Source organism: Pseudomonas sp. MEJ108, assembly GCF_030208985.1.
GTDB lineage: Bacteria > Pseudomonadota > Gammaproteobacteria > Pseudomonadales > Pseudomonadaceae > Aquipseudomonas > Aquipseudomonas fragariae.
The window spans coordinates 15,239-33,372 of the sequence record NZ_JARVSW010000046.1 but is presented as its reverse complement, the minus strand read 5'-3'; the positions used below and the strand labels follow the sequence as shown (position 1 = coordinate 33,372).

Genomic DNA, 18,134 nt, shown 5'->3' with positions numbered 1-18,134 from the left:
GGATCTCTGCGAACACTGTTACCACGACTCGTACGTTGTCGAGGAGCAACGCTGCGCCATTTGTGGAGATGGCCCGAAAGCTCCTGAGTGTAGGCAATGCGGCGCTCCACTTGATGACGAAGCACACATTGAGGAAATCCATTCGGATGCGCTATGCGATCATTGTCGATACATGCTGGAAATGGATTAGACAGACGCCCTTACTCCCGTTACGTGATTCGTTTTGTGCTAGTGGCTAGGGTGTATCCTCGGACAAGGGTAAGCCTGCCCGCGCCTAAGGAACCATCATTGACTGAGATTCCACGTGTACCAGGAAGAGCCTACCAAGTGACTCGTGATCCTGAACGCTTGCTCATCGAAAAGCGAGCCGAGGCTCTCTCACTTTTAGACTATCACTGGTATTGGACGACATACGGCTATTCATGCTGAGCAGAGGCTCAAAGAGGCAGCTCGTTCAGCAAAGGTTGGTGGCATGTATGTATGGTGTCCCAGGCGGGGTTCGAACCTGCAACCTTCCCCTTAGGAGGGGGATGCTCTATCCAATTGAGCTACTGAGACACTGCGTGCCGACACACCGATCGGTGCCAGCGAGGACGGCGTGCATCTTAGCGGCATGTGGCGCTTTTGTCATGTCGTCATTGCCCTTCGACCCTGTAGCCGATGTCGCCTGGAAACACGGCCCGATAAACCGATCATGCAATTTGCAACACCCCAAAAAGCCATCATTGCAAAACGCACTGTAGAGCACTTTTTTTGATTTGATAAGTAACTGATTTAATAGGATTTTTTATCATTTTCTGATTGGCATGCAGACTGCATTATTGATATCTGTGGAACACATCTCATCCCAAACGGTCGGGCACAGGTACTGGAAAATGAACAAGACTCTCTCAGCGTTGAATGCGGCAGCTCTGGTGGCTCTGGTGGCATTTCATTTCCAGGATTCTGGTATCAAGGACGCTCAGGCCATCACGCCTGCTCCTGTGCACCACCAGATCAGTCAGGCGCCAAAGCTGGCCATCATGACTGACCGCGTTGCAAGCGCGGCGATGCTGGCTAATGACGATGATGAGTCACTTCAGTTTCCACGCGCCGAACAGCGCTGGGTTTTCTGATAACGCCCGCAACGACCCTTTCAAGAGAGAGTAGCCATGTCAAAATCCGCGTTGTCATTTCTGGTCCTGGCGATCATGGCTGTCGTTGTCGACCTTTTGCTTCCTGTTAATGCACAAGCCATGAGTATCGCTGCAAATATCGCCGCCGGTGTGTTCGCCAGTCTCTTCGTGGTTGCGCTGTTCGTCGGTCGTCGCTTCAAGTTCGACCCGGTGCTTCGCTGACAGCGAAGCTACCTGCAGCAATTTGCCCGGTCGTCTGACCGTTCGCATCCAGAATTTCCCCCTCCTTTAGAAGAAACCTCCTGCATCGCAGCCAACCCTTGGTCGGCTAACCTCGCTCACGCTGAATTTAGACGCATACTCAGAGTCAAATGGCCATGATCGTTAAAAAGGCTCGGTGGCGTGCCCTTTTATCCGGGGACAAATGCGATGACTTTGCAAATTCGCTCGCATTTCTGATAATTGGTGCTGGCAATACGCCGCTACCTGAGTCAATATTTGTCACAGAATTGACGCCAAGGATTCGACGTAATACGGCATGATGTCGGCCCCTTGGAACCCCGGTTGAACATTTGGCCAAAATGATTGTCAGACTGTGACAATCTTGCGGCCACTTGCTAGAACCGCTTCCCCTGAACTAACCGGTTAAATATATGAGCCCTATGAAACAGGCTACTTATTCCAGCCGCACGGCTGACAAGTTCGTCGTTCGCCTACCAGACGGCATGCGTAATCGCGTGCAAGAGGTAGCCAAGAATCATCACCGCAGCATGAACTCGGAGATCATTGCTCGTCTCGAACAAAGCCTGATTCAGGAAGGTGCTCTTGGTGATGAACCAAGCCTGCGTCTCGATAGTCCTGAGCTGTCCTTGCACGAACGCGAGCTGCTGCAACGCTTTCGTCAGCTTTCACATCGTCAACAGAACGCCCTTGTTTCGCTGATTGCTCATGACACGGAACTCGCTTCCGAAGAGTCCTGAGATTTGACGTAACAGACAAAGGCCAGCGAAAGCTGGCCTTTTTCGTTATAGCCTTTTTGTAGTCTTTCTCTTTATTAGTCGTCGGCTTATTGTGTTACACAGCGACATGAAGACTTGGCCGAAGCATAAAAAACCGCCTGATCACGGCGGTTTTTTATTTCAAAAGACTGTAAGAGTCGCGAGACTTAGAGCAGAAAAATCGTCGCCAGCCCTAGAAAGATGAAGAAGCCGCCGCTGTCGGTCATCGCCGTAATCATGACGCTTGCCCCCATCGCCGGATCTCGTCCCAGGCGGGAAAGCGCCATGGGAATGGAAACGCCCATCAGCGCTGCCAGCAACAGATTCAGCGTCATGGCTGCGGTCATGACCACACCCAGCGACCAGCTGTCATACAGCAGGTAGGCGACCACGCCGATCACACCCCCCCATATCAGGCCGTTGATCAGGCCGACAGCGAGCTCCTTGCGCAGCAATCGCGCGGTATTACCGGTATTGACCTGGTCCAGCGCCATCGCGCGCACGATCATGGTGATGGTCTGATTACCGGAGTTGCCACCGATCCCGGCCACGATAGGCATCAGCGCAGCGAGCGCCACCAGCTTCTCGATGGAGCCTTCGAACAGGCCGATCACACGCGAGGCCAGAAACGCGGTTACCAGATTGACTGCCAGCCAGGCCCAGCGGTTGCGCAGCGAACGCCATACCGACGCGAAGATGTCTTCTTCTTCACGCAGACCCGCCATGTTGAGGACTTCGCTTTCGCTTTCCTCACGAATCAGATCGACCATTTCATCGATGGTCAAACGGCCAATCAGCTTGCCGTTCTTGTCCACCACCGGCGTGGAGATAAGGTCGTAACGCTCGAACGCCTGTGCCGCATCGTAGGCATCGTCTTCCGGGTGAAAGCTGACCGGATCGTTGGCCATGACTTCGCCAACCTGCTTCTCCGGATCATTGACCAGCAGACGCTTGATCGGCAGCACGCCCTTGAGCACCCCCTCGGAATCGACTACGAACAGTTTGTCGGTGTGACCGGGCAGCTCTTTGAGCCTGCGCAGGTAGCGCAGCACGACTTCAAGGCTGACGTCCTCACGGATCGTCACCATCTCGAAGTCCATCAATGCACCGACCTGATCCTCGTCATAGGACAGGGCCGACCGCACGCGCTCACGCTGCTGTGAATCCAGTGTTTCCATGAGCTCGTGAACGACGTCGCGGGGCAACTCGGGAGCAAGGTCGGCCAGTTCGTCGGCGTCCATGTCCCGTGCCGCCGCGAGCAACTCATGATCGTCCATGTCGGCGATCAGGGTTTCACGAACGGAATCGGATACTTCAAGAAGAATGTCGCCGTCGCGATCGGCCTTGACCAGCTGCCAGACGGTCAGACGGTCTTCCAGGGGCAAGGCTTCAAGGATATAAGCGACGTCGGCAGAGTGAAGGTCTTCGAGCTTGCGTTGCAACTCGACGAGGTTCTGCCGGTGAACCAGGTTTTCTACACGGTCCTGATGCTGACCTTCCTGACGGTGGGTCAGGTCTTCAACAATACGCTGGCGCTGCAGCAGATCGACAACCTGAGCCAGGCGATCCTGCAAGCTTTCCTGCGTTTTTTTTACTTCTCTTTCGGTCATAGGCGAACTCCACTCCCAGCAGCGGGGCACGCCGGGAGATCAATCAGTTAATTCATGATTGTTGAAAAACATTATCGAGTAACGACTGGGTATGTCCATGGAGGTGTTCCACAAGCCCCGGCGGAGCTGACGGGCGCAATGATACACCGCTTTGAGCGAAGCGCACGCGAGAAAATTCAGCTCAGAACAACCGTTTGCAGTGCAAACCTGCACAACTCCGTAAGCCAGCCAGGGTTCGACGTCACATTCAGCCAATAAAACACGCTCGCCCCGTCCAAAGGCGGGCGTTAGCCTTTGCTGACACCCGTCACGGAGGACCCTGGGCATGCGACCTGCCAATCATCTGCTGCTGTGGAGCGCCCTGCTCTGCCTACCTGCAACTGCAACCGCCAGCAACGTGCATCGCTGCGAGGATGCATCCGGAAAGATTACGTTTACCACCCTGGGATGCCCGGATGGGCACAGCAGCCGTCTGCAGAAAGCCTTCAATGCGCCGCCGGGAACCCGTATCGATGTGCTTCCGCCCGCCGACACTGCGCATACTGTGCGTGAAAAACCGGCAGACCGGACAGTTGTCGTGGTCGGCACACGCGATGATGGCTGCGGCAACCGCCTGAGCGCCGAACAGCGCCGGACTGCGATCATCAACCAGCGCACCCCTCCCGGTATGACGCAGCGTGATGTCGAGAGCCTGCTGGGGCGCCCCGACAAAGTCACCCACCGCAACGGAGAATTGCATTACGTGTACAACCAGAAAAAAGGCCGCAGCCATAAGGTGACATTTGACGAGCACGGATGCGTTAAAGGAAAACGCTAGAAAGCAAAAAGCCCACATCTTTCGATGTGGGCTTTTCGTTTGTATGGTGCACTCGACAGGATTCGAACCTGTGACCGCTCGGTTCGTAGCCGAGTACTCTATCCAGCTGAGCTACGAGTGCATTGGTGTTTTTAGACCAGATCACCTCTGGTTGGAGCCAGTTATCGGAAACCTTGTAATTGCTTACAACACTTCAAACAACTTTAAATGGTGCACTCGACAGGATTCGAACCTGTGACCGCTCGGTTCGTAGCCGAGTACTCTATCCAGCTGAGCTACGAGTGCATGTGTTGGTGCCGCGCATTATAGGTCGTAAGATTGTTTAGTCAAGCACTTTTTCCAGTAAATTCAACAACTTACAGATCAAGCCCAATCTTACGCACTACATAAATAATGGCGGAGAACGGGGGATTCGAACCCCCGACACCCTTTTGAGGTGTACTCCCTTAGCAGGGGAGCGCCTTCGGCCACTCGGCCAGCTCTCCGCAACACGGGGCGTATAATAACCACCCTTTTCCCCGTTTGCAAACCAAAAATTCAATAAAAATTAATGGCTTGGTTCTTCGTCCTTCTCTTTCTTGATACGCAGGTAAATCTCTTCACGGTGGACAGCGACTTCCTTGGGCGCATTGACACCAATACGCACCTGATTACCCTTCACTCCGAGCACGGTGACGGTGATTTCACCATCCCCAATGATCAGGCTTTCCGCGCACCGACGAGTCAGAATCAGCATACTTTTCTCCTTACGCCTTTATTCAGGGACAACAGTCTGCAACCTATAGGCAGTGACACTAGCAAAACGCCATGACCACTACCTGTATATCGACTAACGCAAAGAAAACAAAAGCCCTTCTGCGCAGCACCCGAAAGACGCGGTCACGCCGCGCCCTTCGATGACAGGGTCATTCACCCTGCCGCGGAGCATCCAGCTCAAAGGCCGTGTGCAATGCGCGCACAGCCAACTCCAGGTATTTCTCTTCGATGACCACGGAAACCTTGATTTCCGATGTGGAGATCATCTGGATATTGATGCTCTCCTTGGCCAGCGCTTCGAACATACGACTCGCAACGCCGGCATGCGAGCGCATGCCGACGCCGACGATGGACACCTTGGCGATCTTGGTATCGCCGGACACTTCACGCGCGCTGATTTCACGCGCGGTGGCTTCGAGCACCTGCAAGGCCGCCTGATAGTCGTTGCGATGGATCGTGAAGGTGAAATCGGTGGTGTTATCGTGCGAGACGTTCTGCACGATCATGTCCACTTCGATATTGGCCGCGCTGATCGGGCCGAGAATCTTGAACGCCACGCCGGGGGTGTCTGGCACACCACGGATGGTCAGCTTGGCTTCATCGCGGTTGAAGGCGATGCCGGAAATGATCGGCTGTTCCATGGATTCCTCTTCATCGATTGTAATAAGGGTGCCCGGCCCCTCTTTGAAGCTGTGCAGAACGCGCAGCGGGACATTGTATTTGCCGGCGAATTCGACCGCACGGATCTGCAGCACCTTGGAACCGAGGCTGGCCATTTCCAGCATCTCTTCGAAGGTGATCTTGTCGAGGCGCTGGGCCTGCGACACGACACGCGGATCGGTGGTGTAGACGCCATCGACGTCGGTGTAGATCTGGCACTCGTCCGCTTTCAGCGCCGCCGCCAGGGCAACACCGGTCGTGTCCGAGCCACCACGGCCGAGGGTGGTGATATTGCCGTGTTCGTCGACACCCTGGAAACCGGCGACCACCACCACGCGACCCGCTTTCAGGTCGGAGCGGATCTTCTGGTCGTCGATCTGCAGAATGCGCGCCTTGTTGTGCGCGCTGTCGGTGAGAATACGTACCTGATTGCCGGTGTAGGACACCGCCGGAACGCCACGCTTCATCAAGGCCATCGCCAGCAGCGCGATGGTGACCTGCTCGCCCGTGGAGACAATGACATCCAGCTCACGGGGAACCGGCTGATCACTGATCTGCCTGGCCAGCTCGATCAGACGATTGGTTTCACCGCTCATGGCCGACAGCACGACCACCAGGTCGTCACCCGCCTCACGGAATTTCTTGACCTTGTCGGCCACCTGCTCGATGCGCTCTACAGAGCCCACGGAGGTGCCGCCAAATTTCTGTACGATTAAAGCCATCTCAAAGCCGCCTCAAATCCCGTTAAGAGCACCCATTAACATTCGAGTCCAAGTGCGGCCTGCCGGTGTGCGGCAGGCCCGCTGACCCGACTCAGATACCCTGCTCTACAAAAGGAACGGCCAGTGCCAGCGCTGAATCCAGCGCACCGGCATCGACACCACCGCCTTGAGCCATATCAGGACGACCACCACCTTTACCACCCACGGCGGCAGCTGCCTGCTTCATCAAATCACCGGCTTTGAGTTGGCCAGTCAGGTCCTTGGTCACGCCTGCGACCAAGACAACCTTGTCCTCATGAACACTGCCGAGCAGGATCACTGCGCGGCCGAGCTTGTTCTTCAACTGATCGACAAGCGCCAACAGCGCCTTGCCGTCCTGACCATCCAGGCGCGTGGCCAGAACCTTGACCCCTTTGACATCCAGCGCCGCTGACGACAGGTCGTCACCGGCGGCACTGGCTGCCTTGGCTTGCAGTTGTTCCAGTTGTTTTTCCAGCAGACGGTTGCGTTCAATCACCGCCGTCAGCTTGTCCAGCAGGTTGTCGCGATTGCCTTTGACCAGCGTCGCGGCTTCCTTGAGTTGATCCTCGGCCGAATTCAGCCAGGCCAGCGCCGCAGCGCCGGTGACGGCCTCGATACGGCGCACGCCTGCTGCAACACCGCCCTCACTGACGATCTTGAACAGCGCGATGTCACCGGTACGGCTGGCGTGAATGCCACCGCACAGCTCGACGGAGAACTCGCCGCCCATGCTCAGCACACGAACGCTGTCACCGTACTTCTCGCCGAACAGCGCCATGGCGCCCTTCTTCTTCGCCGTGTCGATATCGGTTTCTTCGGTCATTACCTCGGTGTTCTTGCGAATCTCGGCGTTGACGATATCTTCCAGCGCGCGCAGTTGCTCGGCCTTGATCGCTTCGAAGTGGCTGAAGTCGAAGCGCAGGCGCTGACTGTCAACCAGCGAGCCTTTCTGCTGAACGTGCTCACCCAGCACCTGACGCAATGCGGCGTGCAGCAAGTGAGTGGCCGAATGGTTCAATTTGGTTGCATCGCGAACTTCATCAGCCACTTGTGTTTCAACCTGCGCGCCAACGCTCAGGCTGCCGGACGCCACAACGCCGTGGTGCAGGAAGGCACCGCCGGTCTTGGTGGTATCACTGACGTCAAAGCGCGCGTCACCGGCCTGCAGGAAACCGCTGTCACCGATCTGACCGCCCGACTCGGCGTAGAACGGGGTGATGTCGAGAATCACCACGCCCTCTTCGCCTTCATTCAGGTGAGAAACCGACTGGCCTTCCTTATAGAGGGCCACGACGCTGGCGCTGCCAGTGGTCGCCGAGTAACCGGTAAACTGCGTGGCCACATCGACCTTGACCAGGCTGTTGTAATCCATGCCGAACGAGCTGGCCGAACGGGCGCGCACGCGCTGGGCGTCCATTTCACGCTCGAAGCCTGCTTCGTCGAGGGTCAGGTTACGCTCGCGGGCGATGTCACCGGTCAGGTCCATCGGGAAACCGTAGGTGTCGTACAGCTTGAACACCACTTCGCCCGGAACCACCGTGCCTTTGAGGTCGGCCAGATCCTGCTCGAGAATTTTCAGACCTTGCTCGAGGGTCTTGGCGAACTGCTCTTCTTCGCCTTTCAGAACGCGTTCGATGTGCGACTGCTGTTGCACCAGCTCAGGGAACGCAGACCCCATCTCGGCAACCAGCGCGGCAACGATCTGGTAGAAGAAGCTGCCCTTGGCACCCAGCTTGTTGCCGTGACGGCAGGCGCGACGAATGATGCGGCGCAGTACATAACCACGCCCTTCGTTGGACGGCAGCACGCCGTCGGCGATCAGGAAGCCGCACGAACGGATGTGGTCAGCCACGACTTTCAGCGAAGCCTGGTTGTCATTGCTGCAACCAATGGCCTTGGCCGACGCAGCCAGCAGGCTCTGGAACAGATCGATTTCATAGTTGGAGTGCACGTGCTGCAGCACCGCACTGACACGCTCCAGGCCCATGCCGGTATCGACCGACGGTGCCGGCAGCGGGTGCAGCACGCCATCCGCAGTCCGGTTGAACTGCATGAATACGTTGTTCCAGATTTCGATGTAACGGTCGCCGTCTTCTTCCGGCGAGCCTGGCGGGCCGCCCCAGATTTCCGGGCCGTGATCGAAGAAAATCTCGCTGCAAGGACCGCACGGGCCGGTATCACCCATGGTCCAGAAGTTATCGGAGGCGTACGGTGCGCCTTTGTTGTCGCCAATACGGACCATGCGCTCGGCGGGGACGCCGATCTCCTTGGTCCAGATGTCGTAGGCTTCGTCGTCAGTGGCGTACACCGTGACCCAGAGTTTTTCCTTGGGCAGGTTGAGCCATTTTTCGGAGGTCAGGAAGGTCCAGGCGTAGGTGATGGCATCACGCTTGAAATAGTCACCGAAGCTGAAGTTGCCCAGCATTTCGAAAAAAGTATGGTGACGAGCGGTATAGCCGACGTTTTCCAGGTCGTTGTGCTTGCCACCGGCACGCACGCATTTCTGACTGGTAACGGCGCGGGTGTAGGCACGCTTTTCCTGGCCCAGGAAGCAATCCTTGAACTGGTTCATGCCTGCGTTGGTGAACAGCAGGGTTGGGTCATTGCCCGGAATCAAGGAGCTTGAAGCGACACGGGTGTGGCCTTGCTCTTCGAAGAAGCCAAGGAAGGCTTCACGGATTTCTGCGCTTTTCATAGGTTCTTCCACGGAGACTGCGGCCAGAGGCAAGTGCAAAACGTCAAATGACGTAGCGACGGCAAAGGGCCGCATTATATAGGCGTTGCGCCCTCGGTACAGTGTGTTTGTGCGATAGAAACAAGTAACTGGATTATCGGCATGTCATGAATGTTCAAAGGCTGCGAATGCGGCGATGACCTGTTCGACCTGAGCGCGCGACACGTTCAGGTGGGTCACCATGCGTAGCCGCGACGCGGCCGTGAGTACGATGCCCCGCTCGGCGCAGAACGCTTTGAGCGATGCCGCGCGTTCGCCGATCTGCACATAGACCATATTGGTCTGTACCGGCTCGACAGGGTAGCCAAGCCCGCTCAGGCCTTCAGCCAGAAACGCCGCGTTGGCATGGTCATCTGCCAACCGCTCGACCTGATGATCCAGCGCATAGAGCCCTGCCGCAGCCAGCCCTCCAGCCTGACGCATGCCACCGCCAAGCATCTTGCGCAAGCGGCGGGCCTTGGCGATCAACGGCTGCGAACCGCACAGCACCGAGCCGATCGGCGCGCCCAGCCCCTTGGAGAGACAGACCGAAACCGAATCGAAGTGCCGGGTGATCTCATGGACATCGACACCCAGCCTGACCGCGGCGTTGTACAGCCTCGCGCCGTCCAGATGCAGGGCGAGCCCCTTTTCCAGGGTCAGGGTACGCGCGGCAGCCAGATAGTCCAGGGGCAGCACCTTGCCCTGCATGGTGTTTTCCAGGGCCAGCAGGCGCGTGCGGGCGAAGTGAAAGTCATCGGGCTTGATGGCGTCGAGCACCTGCTGCAGGTCCAGGGAGCCGTCGGCCTGCACCTCCAGCGGCTGCGGCTGAATGGAGCCCAGCACTGCCGCACCACCACCCTCGTACTTATAGGTGTGGGCCTGCTGACCGACGATGTACTCATCGCCACGCTCACAGTGCGCCATCAGTGCCAGCAGATTGCTCATGGTGCCCGACGGCACGAACAGCGCGGCATCGAACCCGAGGCGTCCGGCAAGCGTCGCTTCGAGCAGATTGACGGTAGGGTCCTCGCCGTAGACATCATCGCCAACGGGCGCACGTGCCATGGCATCGAGCATGCCGGCCGTGGGCAGAGTCACTGTGTCGCTGCGCAGATCGATGACAGTCACGAAAAAGCTCCCTGAAGTTGAAGATCGATAATGCATGCAACCTTTGGCTTGCAACAAGGCATTACTGAGGCTGCAGTACATGATAATCAAGCGCCGCGGCTCTCGATACTCCGAGCCCTTATAAGAAAAAGGCAGGTATACCGTACGAAAGTGTCCATGCATGATCCAGCGAACTATGATAAAAATCTCGCGCCGGCCACGTAAAGTGACGGCAACGTTCTCAGGGCGGGGTGCAATTCCCCACCGGCGGTAATGACGCGCAATGCGTCTAGCCCGCGAGCGCTTGGGGGTCGTGGCGTAGGCCGCGATCTGCAAGGTCAGCAGACCCGGTGTGATTCCGGGGCCGACGGTCATAGTCCGGATGAAGAGAGAGCGGGATTGGTGTCAGCAAGAACGTCTGTAAAACCTATCCATGAACGACATCGTTCAGGAGGCTTTCCTACGCAGCTTGAATCCCTTTCGATCCAAATGCCCTGTTTTTTCCATAAACAGGAGTCAGAACACGTGCAACCAACTGCAATCGACAGCAAAAGCAAAAGTCACGCAAACGAGCGTGTCGCGTTCATCCAGGCCTGTTGGCACAAGGATATCGTCGACCAGAGCCGTAAAGGTTTTATCGCCGAGATGGCCAATCAGGGCTACGCCGAAAGCGATATCGACATCTTTGAAGTGGGCGGCGCCTTTGAAATCCCGCTGCATGCAAAACTGCTGGCCAATACCGGCCGCTACGCTGGCATCGTCGGCGCCGCACTGGTAGTGGACGGCGGCATCTATCGTCACGAATTCGTCGCGCAGTCAGTGGTCAGCGCGCTGATGCAGGTCCAGCTGGAAACCGAAGTACCGGTGTTCTCCGTGGTCCTGACACCGCATCACTTCCATGCGGGCGAAGAGCATCAGAAGTTCTTCTTCGATCACTTCGTGCACAAGGGCGAAGAAGCGGCCAAGACCTGCGCGGACACCCTGACCAAGGTACGCAGCCTGCGCCGTCTGGATGCACAGCAGAAAGCGGCCTGCTGAGACGCAGCATCGGTAGGTGTCCTCCCGGACACCTACCGCTCCTCACGCTCCAGCGTGGGAATGCCGTTCTGGACGCTCTGCGCCCGGTCCTGAGGGTGCGGAGCGATCAGCCGAGGCTATCCGCATCAGTGGGTACGATCAGAATCCCCGCCCGCAGGCCGTTTTTGACCCTGGGGTTGGGGAAGATGATCCTCGCGCCCTCTTCTTCCACTACCCAGCGTGAACCACCCGCGTCTTCGGCCAGCACGTAGCCCTTTTCCAGCGGGGAGAAGTTCTCGACGTCATCGGCCAGGTTGAAGGTGAACGCATCGGTGCGCTTGATCACTTCCCGCGCCACGCTGAACAGCTGCAACCCTTCAAGATCGTCATCCCGCTCGGGCTCGGTGCCTTCGATGAGCTGCTCGAGACACACGCGCAGTGGCCCAAGATTGACCTGCTGGTTCTGCCCGAACGGCCGCGCCTTGCCCAGTTCCAGAGTGAAAGCCTCGGCCCCCAATTGATCATAGGTGTAGGCGCTGAACACAATGGACGGCTTGTTCTGCAGCAGCACCGCACTCATGCCCGCCGCCCGCAGCCGGGCCAGCTCGAGCCGGGAATGCTGACGTCCTTCCTTCCACGGGTACAGCGCGAACTGCTCGATCGTCGAGCCACGAATGGCGGTGTGCAGATCGTAGTGCAGCCGATAGCGCTCCGGCAGGCTGAAAAAGCTGGCGGCCAGTCGTTCCAGCTCGCAGGCCCGCAAGGCCTCGGCGCCACCGCTTTGCAGATGGCGGCCATTGAACAGCCGGTTGACATCCTGCTCGACAAAACGCGCCCCGCGTCGCATCGCATCGGGATTGCCGAACAGGAACAGAATACGTGCGCGCGGTTTCAGGTCGCCGCGCGCGATGCTGCGGATCAATTCATCCAGCAGCTCGATGGGTGCAGTCTCGTTGCCGTGGATGCCGGCAGACAGCAGCAGGTCAGTGCCATTGTCACGAGCCTCTGGCGGGCGGACTTCCAGTGCGCCCTCGCCCATCCAGCGCATGCGCACGCCTTCGACGGTCAGTTGAGTCTTCTCCGCCGGCTCACGTCCAGCCAGGGTCAGTTCAAGCAGTTTGCCGAGGGCGAGCATGGCGCGCTTCCTTAGTGGTTGCAGTCAGGACCGTGAACGTGACCGTCTTCCTCGACGCCCATGTCGGCTGGCTCCATTTCCAGTTGCAGGCTGACCAGGTTGGTCGCCAGCGGACGCAGCAGCAGGTTGGCGTATTCGGCATCGTCTTCTTCGACGTCAACGCCGATCAGCAACTGGCCACGGCCATCCTGCTGAATCCACAATTCCTTGCCCTGCCAGATGACGGCAACGCGGGTGCAGGACGTTTCCAGCTGGGTGCCATCAGTGTCTTCAAGGATCAGTTGCAGGGCGTCGCTCATATAAAAATGCTCTCTATCAAGGAAATAGTGCGCCGGACAGCGGCCCGACGCGCAGGATGCTTCAATTCAGTTGAAACGGATAAACCGCGCCCAGTTTAAGGATTTGCGTCAGTTCATCCAATGCCGTGCGGCATTCGGTGAGTAATCGGGGGTCGGCCAGATCGCTTTCACTCATGCGGTCCCGGTAGTGCCTGTCGACCCACTGCGTCAACGTTTCGTACAACGGCGCAGTCATGATCACCCCCGGATTCACCGCCGCCAGCTCGGTGTCATTGAGCGCCACCCGCAGGCGCAGACAGGCCGGGCCGCCGCCGTTCTGCATACTTTGCTTGAGGTCGAACACCTTGACCTCGGCAACCGGGCTGTCATCGGCGATCAGTCGTTGCAGGTAAGCCCAGACGCTCGCGTTAGCCTGGCACTCCTGCGGCACGATCAGCAGCATCGAGCCGTCGGGACGCGACAACAGCTGGCTATTGAACAGGTAGGAGCGCACGGCATCCTGAACCGAGACCTCGGCACGCGGTACGCAAATCGCGCGCAACTGCCCGCCGACACGACCGAGTTTGTCGCGCAGCTCATTGAGCATCGGTTCGGTATTGAGGAACGCGTCCTGGTGATAGAACAAGACCTCACCGTTGCCGACCGCAATCACATCGTTATGGAACACCCCCTGATCAATGACCGCCGGGTTCTGCTGACCATAAACCACGCCGGCCTCGCTCAGACCGTGCAGCCGCGCAACGGCGCGTGACGCCTCCAGGGTCTGACGGGCCGGGTACTTCTGCGGTGCCGGGTAACGCGTGTCGAACGCACTGCGGCCAAACACGAAAAACTCCACACCGGCCTCGCCGTAATCACGACAGAAACGGGTGTGGTTGGCAGCGCCTTCATCGCCAAACTGCGCGACAGCCGGTAACGCAGGGTGATGAGCGAAATGTTTTGCATCCGCGAACATGGCGCCGAGCACGCGAGTGGTGGTCGGATGCTCGATGCTGCGGTGGTATTTACAGTTGAGATTGGCCGCCGTGAAATGCACACGCCCATCGGCAGTGTCGGCACTGGGGCTGACCGTGGCCGCGTTGGCCACCCACATGCTGGATGCCGAGCAACTGGCGACCAGCAACGGCATGTCCTGACGGGCCGCTTTTTCAATCACCTGCTCATCGCTGCCGGTGAAGCCCAGACGGCGCAGGCCGGACACATCAGGACGCTCCTGCGGCGCCAGCACGCCCTGGGTAAACCCCAGGTCCATCAGCGCTTTCATTTTCGCCAGGCCTTGCAGCGCCGCCTCACGCGGGTTGGCGCTTTGCTGGCTGTTACTCTGGGAGGCAACGTTACCGTAGGACAACCCGCCGTAGTTGTGGGTTGGCCCGACCAGACCGTCAAAATTCACTTCACAGGACTTCATCGGCAAGGCTCCGTGGATCTGTTTTTATAAGCAATCGTGCGCACACTGTCAGCTCAACCTGATACCGGGAGTCAGTGTCGCAGGCAGCGTCAGGCTGCCCGCCTCCAGCGAAGCCACCGGATAGGCGCAGTAATCGGCCGCATAATAGGCGCTGGCGCGGTGGTTGCCCGAGGCGCCTACCCCGCCGAACGGCGCACTGCTGGCGGCTCCGGTCAACGGCTTGTTCCAGTTGACGATCCCGGCACGGCTGTGCAGCCAGAACTGCTGGTAACGCGCTTCGGAGTCAGACAGCAGACCTGCCGCCAGGCCATACCGGGTGGCGTTGGCTTCGGCGATGGCGGCATCGAAACCGGCGTAGCGGATGACTTGCAGCAGCGGGCCGAACAGCTCTTCGTCGGGGCGCTCGGGCACCGCACTGACATCGATAATGCCAGGCGTCAGCAATGCCGCGCCGGGCTGCGGCTGGCGCATTTCCAGCAGGGTCAGCGCGCCGTTGGCGAGCAGATTGCGCTGCGCGTCGAGCAAGGCGCGTGCAGCCTCCAGCGAAATCACCGAGCCCATAAACGGCGCAGGCTGCTGATCGAACGCCCCGGCTTCGATAGTAGCGCTGACCCCAACCAGTCGTGCCAGCAGGGCATCACCCCAGTCGCCTTCGGGCACCAGCAGACGACGCGCACAGGTGCAGCGCTGGCCTGCGGAAATGAAGGCCGACTGAATGATGGTGTACACTGCGGCATCGATGTCCTGAACCTGATCGACGATCAACGGATTGTTACCGCCCATTTCCAGCGCAAGGATCTTGTCCGGCCGACCGGCGAACTGCTGGTGCAGCGCATTGCCGGTGCGGCTCGACCCGGTGAAGAACAGGCCGTCGATACCCGGATTGGCGGCCAGCGCGATACCGGTTTCGCGACCGCCCTGCAGCAGGTTCAGAACCCCGGCAGGCAGTCCGGCTTCGATCCAGCACTTGACGGTCAGCTCAGCGACTTTCGGTGTCAGTTCGCTGGGTTTGAACAGCACCACGTTGCCCGCCAGCAAGGCCGGGACGATATGCCCGTTGGGCAGATGCCCGGGAAAGTTGTACGGGCCGAACACGGCGACCACGCCGTGCGGCTTGTGGCGCAGTACCGCAGTGGCGTCGCCCAGTGGCCCGCTCTTTTCACCGGTTCGTTCGCGATAGCTCTGCACCGAGATGGCAATCTTGTTGACCATGCTGGTCACTTCGGTCGCCGACTCCCACAACGGTTTGCCGGTTTCTTCACCGATGCACTGCGCCAGCGCGTCGGCGTGATGCTTGAGACGTGCAGCGAAGGCCTCCAGTACCGCGATGCGCTGATCCAGAGACAGCAGTGCCCAGCCGGGAAATGCCTGACGCGCCGCCTGCACCGCCTGCTCGACCTGCGCGGCGCTCGCGCCACGCCCGGACCACAGCACCTGCTGGGTCACCGGGTTCAGCGAATTGACCACCTCACCCTGCCCGTCCTGCCACACACCTGCGATGTAAAGGCTATTCATCAAACGCCCTCCCGCGCCGCAGACAAGGGCACCGCGCGCACATTGTCGCCCGCACTCATGCGCAGCCGCCTGGCAGTCTGCGGAGCGACGACCAGCGTGCCGGCAGCAAAACGCGCAGCGCCTACCGTGATGCGGCAGTCTTCACGCTTGCGGTTGTAGATCAGGAACTGTGGAGCGTCGTCACCTGGCGTGCCGATGGCCAGCACCAGCGCCTGGCTGTCCTTGATTGCGCGAATCTTGCCGGTCTCGCACTCGATGGCCGGGCCGGCATCGAAGATGTCGACATAACCCTGATACGAAAAGCCTTCGCTCTTGAGCATGGTCAGCGCAGGCTCGGTGTCGGCATGCACCCGACCGATCACGTTGCGTGCGTCTTCGGAAAGAAAGCAGCTGTACAACGGAAACTTGGGCATCAGCTCGGCGATGAATGCCTTGTTGCCCACGCCGGTCAGGTAATCGGCCTGGCTGAATTCCATCTTGAAGAAGTGCCGCCCCAGACTTTCCCAGAACGGCGAACGGCCCTGCTCATCGGACATGCCGCGCATTTCGGCAATGATCTTGTTGCCGAACAGCTTGGGAAATTCGGCGATAAACAGCATCCGCGCCTTGGACAGCAGGCGGCCGTTGAGGCCGTTACGCGAATCACTGTGCAGGAACAGCGAGCACAGCTCGGAATTGCCGGTCAGGTCGTTGGCCAGGAACAGGGTCGGAATTTCCCGATAGATGTTCAGTTCCTGTGAAGCGCTGACGGTCAGGCCGACCCGGTAGTTGTACCAGGGCTCACGCAGACCGACCGCTCCGGCGATGGCGGAAATGCCCACCACCCGGCCGTCATCATCTTCCAGCACGAACAGGTAATCGGCATCGCCGCGCTCGGCTTCGCCGCGAAAGGTCTTTTCAGCCCAGCCTACCCGGTGCGCCAGACGCTGCTCATTGGCGGGCAGGGTCGTCAGACCGGCGCCGGTGCTGCGCGCCAGCTCGATCAACGCGGGCAGGTCGCTGCTGCGTACAGGACGAACGATCATGTTATCTCCTCAGCGGCTCATCGAGAGCCTTGAAACTCGCTAATCGGCTATCGAACGTCCGGTTCAGACCGCGACAATCCGCACACTGGCACCTTCACCAACACCCAGGGCATCGGCAGCCTGGAGGCTCAACACCACCGGCCTGCCGGGCGCCCAGTCCAGTTCCAGCAGCACCGCGCGGTAGTCCTGCAACAGGCCATTGGCGATCAGATACAGACGCCCGCCCTTGCCGACATCGCTGCTTTGCCCGGCCTCGACCTTGACCGGAACCAGACGGCTCTGGGCAATCGAGCGAATCCCGGACACCCGCGCATGCAGCGTCGGCCCACCGTCGAAAATGTCGATGTAGTGATCGGTTTCAAAGCCCTCGCGCATGAGGATGTCGAAGGTGATCTGCGCACGCGGATGCACCTGCCCCATGGCTTCCTGCGCCGCGTCGGGCAGCAGTGGCACGTAGATCGGGTAATGCGGCATCAGCTCGGCGAGGAAGGTCCGGCTTTTCAGCCCGCACAGGCGTTCGGCAGCGGCGTAATTGATATCGAAGAAGTTGCGCCCGATGGCATCCCAGAACGGTGAGTCGCCCTGCTCATCGCTGTAACCGACGATCTCGGTGACCACCGAATCGGCAAAGCGCTCGGGGTGACTGGCGACAAACAGCAGGCGGCCGCGCGAATTGAGCTCCGACCATGCCGTGCCGACCAGCTCCGGGACCACGTAGAAACTGGTCAACAGGCTGTTACCGGTCAGGTCATGACACTGCGACAGCACGTGAATCTTGTTATGGATCTTCAGCTCGCGGGAAGCATGCACGAAGGTTTCGTTGCGAAAACTGTAGAACGGCTCGGAGTAGCCCGCCGAGGCGACGATGCCCGAGCAGCCCACCAGCTTGCCGCTTTCGCTGTCTTCGAGCACGAAGAAGTAGGTTTCTTCGCCGTTGAAGCTGACCTCGGCGGCAAACGACGCCTCTGACGAGCCGATCTTGTCGGTCAGGCGGCCAGCATCGTCGGGCAAGGACGTGACACCGATAGGGCTGTCGGCAGCGAGGCGTTGAACCTCGGCCAGGTCAGCCATTTGCGCAGGGCGCATTACCAGCATGGTGCCACTCCTTGTAGATCGACCAGCCTTTACGACCGGCGCTAGTAAAAGCACCACGCGGCGTCAGGCCGCATGGCGCAGGAAACAGGTGCGGCACCCGCCATCAAGCGGACACCGC

16 protein-coding genes, 4 tRNA genes and 1 riboswitch are annotated in these 18,134 nt (G+C 59.0%); of the genes, 5 read left to right on the top strand and 15 right to left on the bottom strand.

Annotated elements, in window-relative coordinates; all coding sequences use genetic code 11:
* Positions 1 to 481: 481 nt before the first annotated feature.
* A tRNA-Arg gene (locus QRN50_RS19440) sits at positions 482 to 558 on the bottom strand.
* A 317-nt stretch (positions 559 to 875) separates the two neighbouring features.
* Between QRN50_RS19440 and QRN50_RS19435 the strand changes: the two genes are divergently transcribed.
* From QRN50_RS19435 to QRN50_RS19425, 3 genes are all read left to right on the top strand, one after another.
* Positions 876 to 1,115, top strand: coding sequence for a hypothetical protein (locus tag QRN50_RS19435; RefSeq protein ID WP_024639118.1), 240 nt, complete (start codon positions 876 to 878; stop codon positions 1,113 to 1,115).
* Between the two features lie 36 nt (positions 1,116 to 1,151).
* Entirely contained in the window at positions 1,152 to 1,337 is a 186-nt protein-coding gene (locus tag QRN50_RS19430) for a PA3371 family protein (protein WP_003342564.1), read from the top strand.
* 431 nt (positions 1,338 to 1,768) lie between these two features.
* Positions 1,769 to 2,095, top strand: a complete 327-nt coding sequence (locus QRN50_RS19425) for an Arc family DNA-binding protein (RefSeq protein WP_002554423.1) — start codon at positions 1,769 to 1,771, stop codon at positions 2,093 to 2,095.
* A 185-nt stretch (positions 2,096 to 2,280) separates the two neighbouring features.
* On the opposite strand, the gene mgtE is transcribed toward QRN50_RS19425, so the two are convergent.
* Positions 2,281 to 3,723, bottom strand: a complete 1,443-nt coding sequence (gene mgtE / locus QRN50_RS19420) for a magnesium transporter (RefSeq protein ID WP_003412626.1) — start codon at positions 3,721 to 3,723, stop codon at positions 2,281 to 2,283.
* A 325-nt stretch (positions 3,724 to 4,048) separates the two neighbouring features.
* Between mgtE and bamE the strand changes: the two genes are divergently transcribed.
* A complete protein-coding gene (gene bamE / locus QRN50_RS19415; RefSeq protein ID WP_060400586.1) occupies positions 4,049 to 4,540 on the top strand; it encodes an outer membrane protein assembly factor BamE domain-containing protein in 492 nt (163 codons plus the stop codon).
* 44 nt (positions 4,541 to 4,584) lie between these two features.
* On the opposite strand, the gene QRN50_RS19410 is transcribed toward bamE, so the two are convergent.
* From QRN50_RS19410 to ltaE, 7 genes are all read right to left on the bottom strand, one after another.
* A tRNA-Arg gene (locus QRN50_RS19410) sits at positions 4,585 to 4,661 on the bottom strand.
* Between the two features lie 87 nt (positions 4,662 to 4,748).
* Positions 4,749 to 4,825 (bottom strand) — tRNA-Arg (locus QRN50_RS19405).
* Between the two features lie 109 nt (positions 4,826 to 4,934).
* Positions 4,935 to 5,025, bottom strand: a tRNA-Ser gene (locus QRN50_RS19400).
* 62 nt (positions 5,026 to 5,087) lie between these two features.
* Positions 5,088 to 5,276, bottom strand: a complete 189-nt coding sequence (gene csrA, locus QRN50_RS19395; RefSeq protein ID WP_002554426.1) for a carbon storage regulator CsrA — start codon at positions 5,274 to 5,276, stop codon at positions 5,088 to 5,090.
* A gap of 169 nt (positions 5,277 to 5,445) precedes the next feature.
* Positions 5,446 to 6,678, bottom strand: coding sequence for an aspartate kinase (locus QRN50_RS19390; RefSeq protein ID WP_003369901.1), 1,233 nt, complete (start codon positions 6,676 to 6,678; stop codon positions 5,446 to 5,448).
* 91 nt (positions 6,679 to 6,769) lie between these two features.
* On the bottom strand, positions 6,770 to 9,394 hold the full coding sequence (gene alaS / locus QRN50_RS19385) for an alanine--tRNA ligase (protein WP_024642718.1): 2,625 nt from the start codon (positions 9,392 to 9,394) through the stop codon (positions 6,770 to 6,772).
* Between the two features lie 144 nt (positions 9,395 to 9,538).
* Complete coding sequence (gene ltaE / locus QRN50_RS19380) at positions 9,539 to 10,543, bottom strand: low-specificity L-threonine aldolase (protein WP_003406468.1); 1,005 nt, start codon at positions 10,541 to 10,543, stop codon at positions 9,539 to 9,541.
* A gap of 212 nt (positions 10,544 to 10,755) precedes the next feature.
* Positions 10,756 to 10,921, top strand: a riboswitch (FMN riboswitch).
* 126 nt (positions 10,922 to 11,047) lie between these two features.
* Here ltaE and QRN50_RS19375 point away from each other — a divergent pair.
* Positions 11,048 to 11,560, top strand: coding sequence for a 6,7-dimethyl-8-ribityllumazine synthase (locus QRN50_RS19375; protein ID WP_003406469.1), 513 nt, complete (start codon positions 11,048 to 11,050; stop codon positions 11,558 to 11,560).
* Positions 11,561 to 11,666: 106 nt separating this feature from the next.
* On the opposite strand, the gene astE is transcribed toward QRN50_RS19375, so the two are convergent.
* The 6 genes from astE to aruF all read right to left on the bottom strand — a co-directional run bounded on the left by astE (position 11,667) and on the right by aruF (position 18,016).
* Positions 11,667 to 12,674, bottom strand: a complete 1,008-nt coding sequence (gene astE / locus QRN50_RS19370; protein ID WP_003404084.1) for a succinylglutamate desuccinylase — start codon at positions 12,672 to 12,674, stop codon at positions 11,667 to 11,669.
* An 11-nt stretch (positions 12,675 to 12,685) separates the two neighbouring features.
* Complete coding sequence (locus tag QRN50_RS19365) at positions 12,686 to 12,973, bottom strand: hypothetical protein (protein ID WP_003314741.1); 288 nt, start codon at positions 12,971 to 12,973, stop codon at positions 12,686 to 12,688.
* A gap of 61 nt (positions 12,974 to 13,034) precedes the next feature.
* Complete coding sequence (gene astB, locus QRN50_RS19360; RefSeq protein ID WP_060400584.1) at positions 13,035 to 14,381, bottom strand: N-succinylarginine dihydrolase; 1,347 nt, start codon at positions 14,379 to 14,381, stop codon at positions 13,035 to 13,037.
* A 48-nt stretch (positions 14,382 to 14,429) separates the two neighbouring features.
* Positions 14,430 to 15,899: a succinylglutamate-semialdehyde dehydrogenase gene (gene astD, locus QRN50_RS19355; protein WP_161633403.1), complete on the bottom strand. Its 1,470-nt coding sequence runs from the start codon at positions 15,897 to 15,899 to the stop codon at positions 14,430 to 14,432.
* Entirely contained in the window at positions 15,896 to 16,921 is a 1,026-nt protein-coding gene (astA, locus tag QRN50_RS19350) for an arginine N-succinyltransferase (RefSeq protein ID WP_024642714.1), read from the bottom strand. Before astA ends, astD begins: the two co-directional genes overlap by 4 nt.
* Before the next feature lie 63 nt (positions 16,922 to 16,984).
* Complete coding sequence (gene aruF, locus QRN50_RS19345; protein WP_003404093.1) at positions 16,985 to 18,016, bottom strand: arginine/ornithine succinyltransferase subunit alpha; 1,032 nt, start codon at positions 18,014 to 18,016, stop codon at positions 16,985 to 16,987.
* Between the last annotated feature and the right edge of the window lie 118 nt (positions 18,017 to 18,134).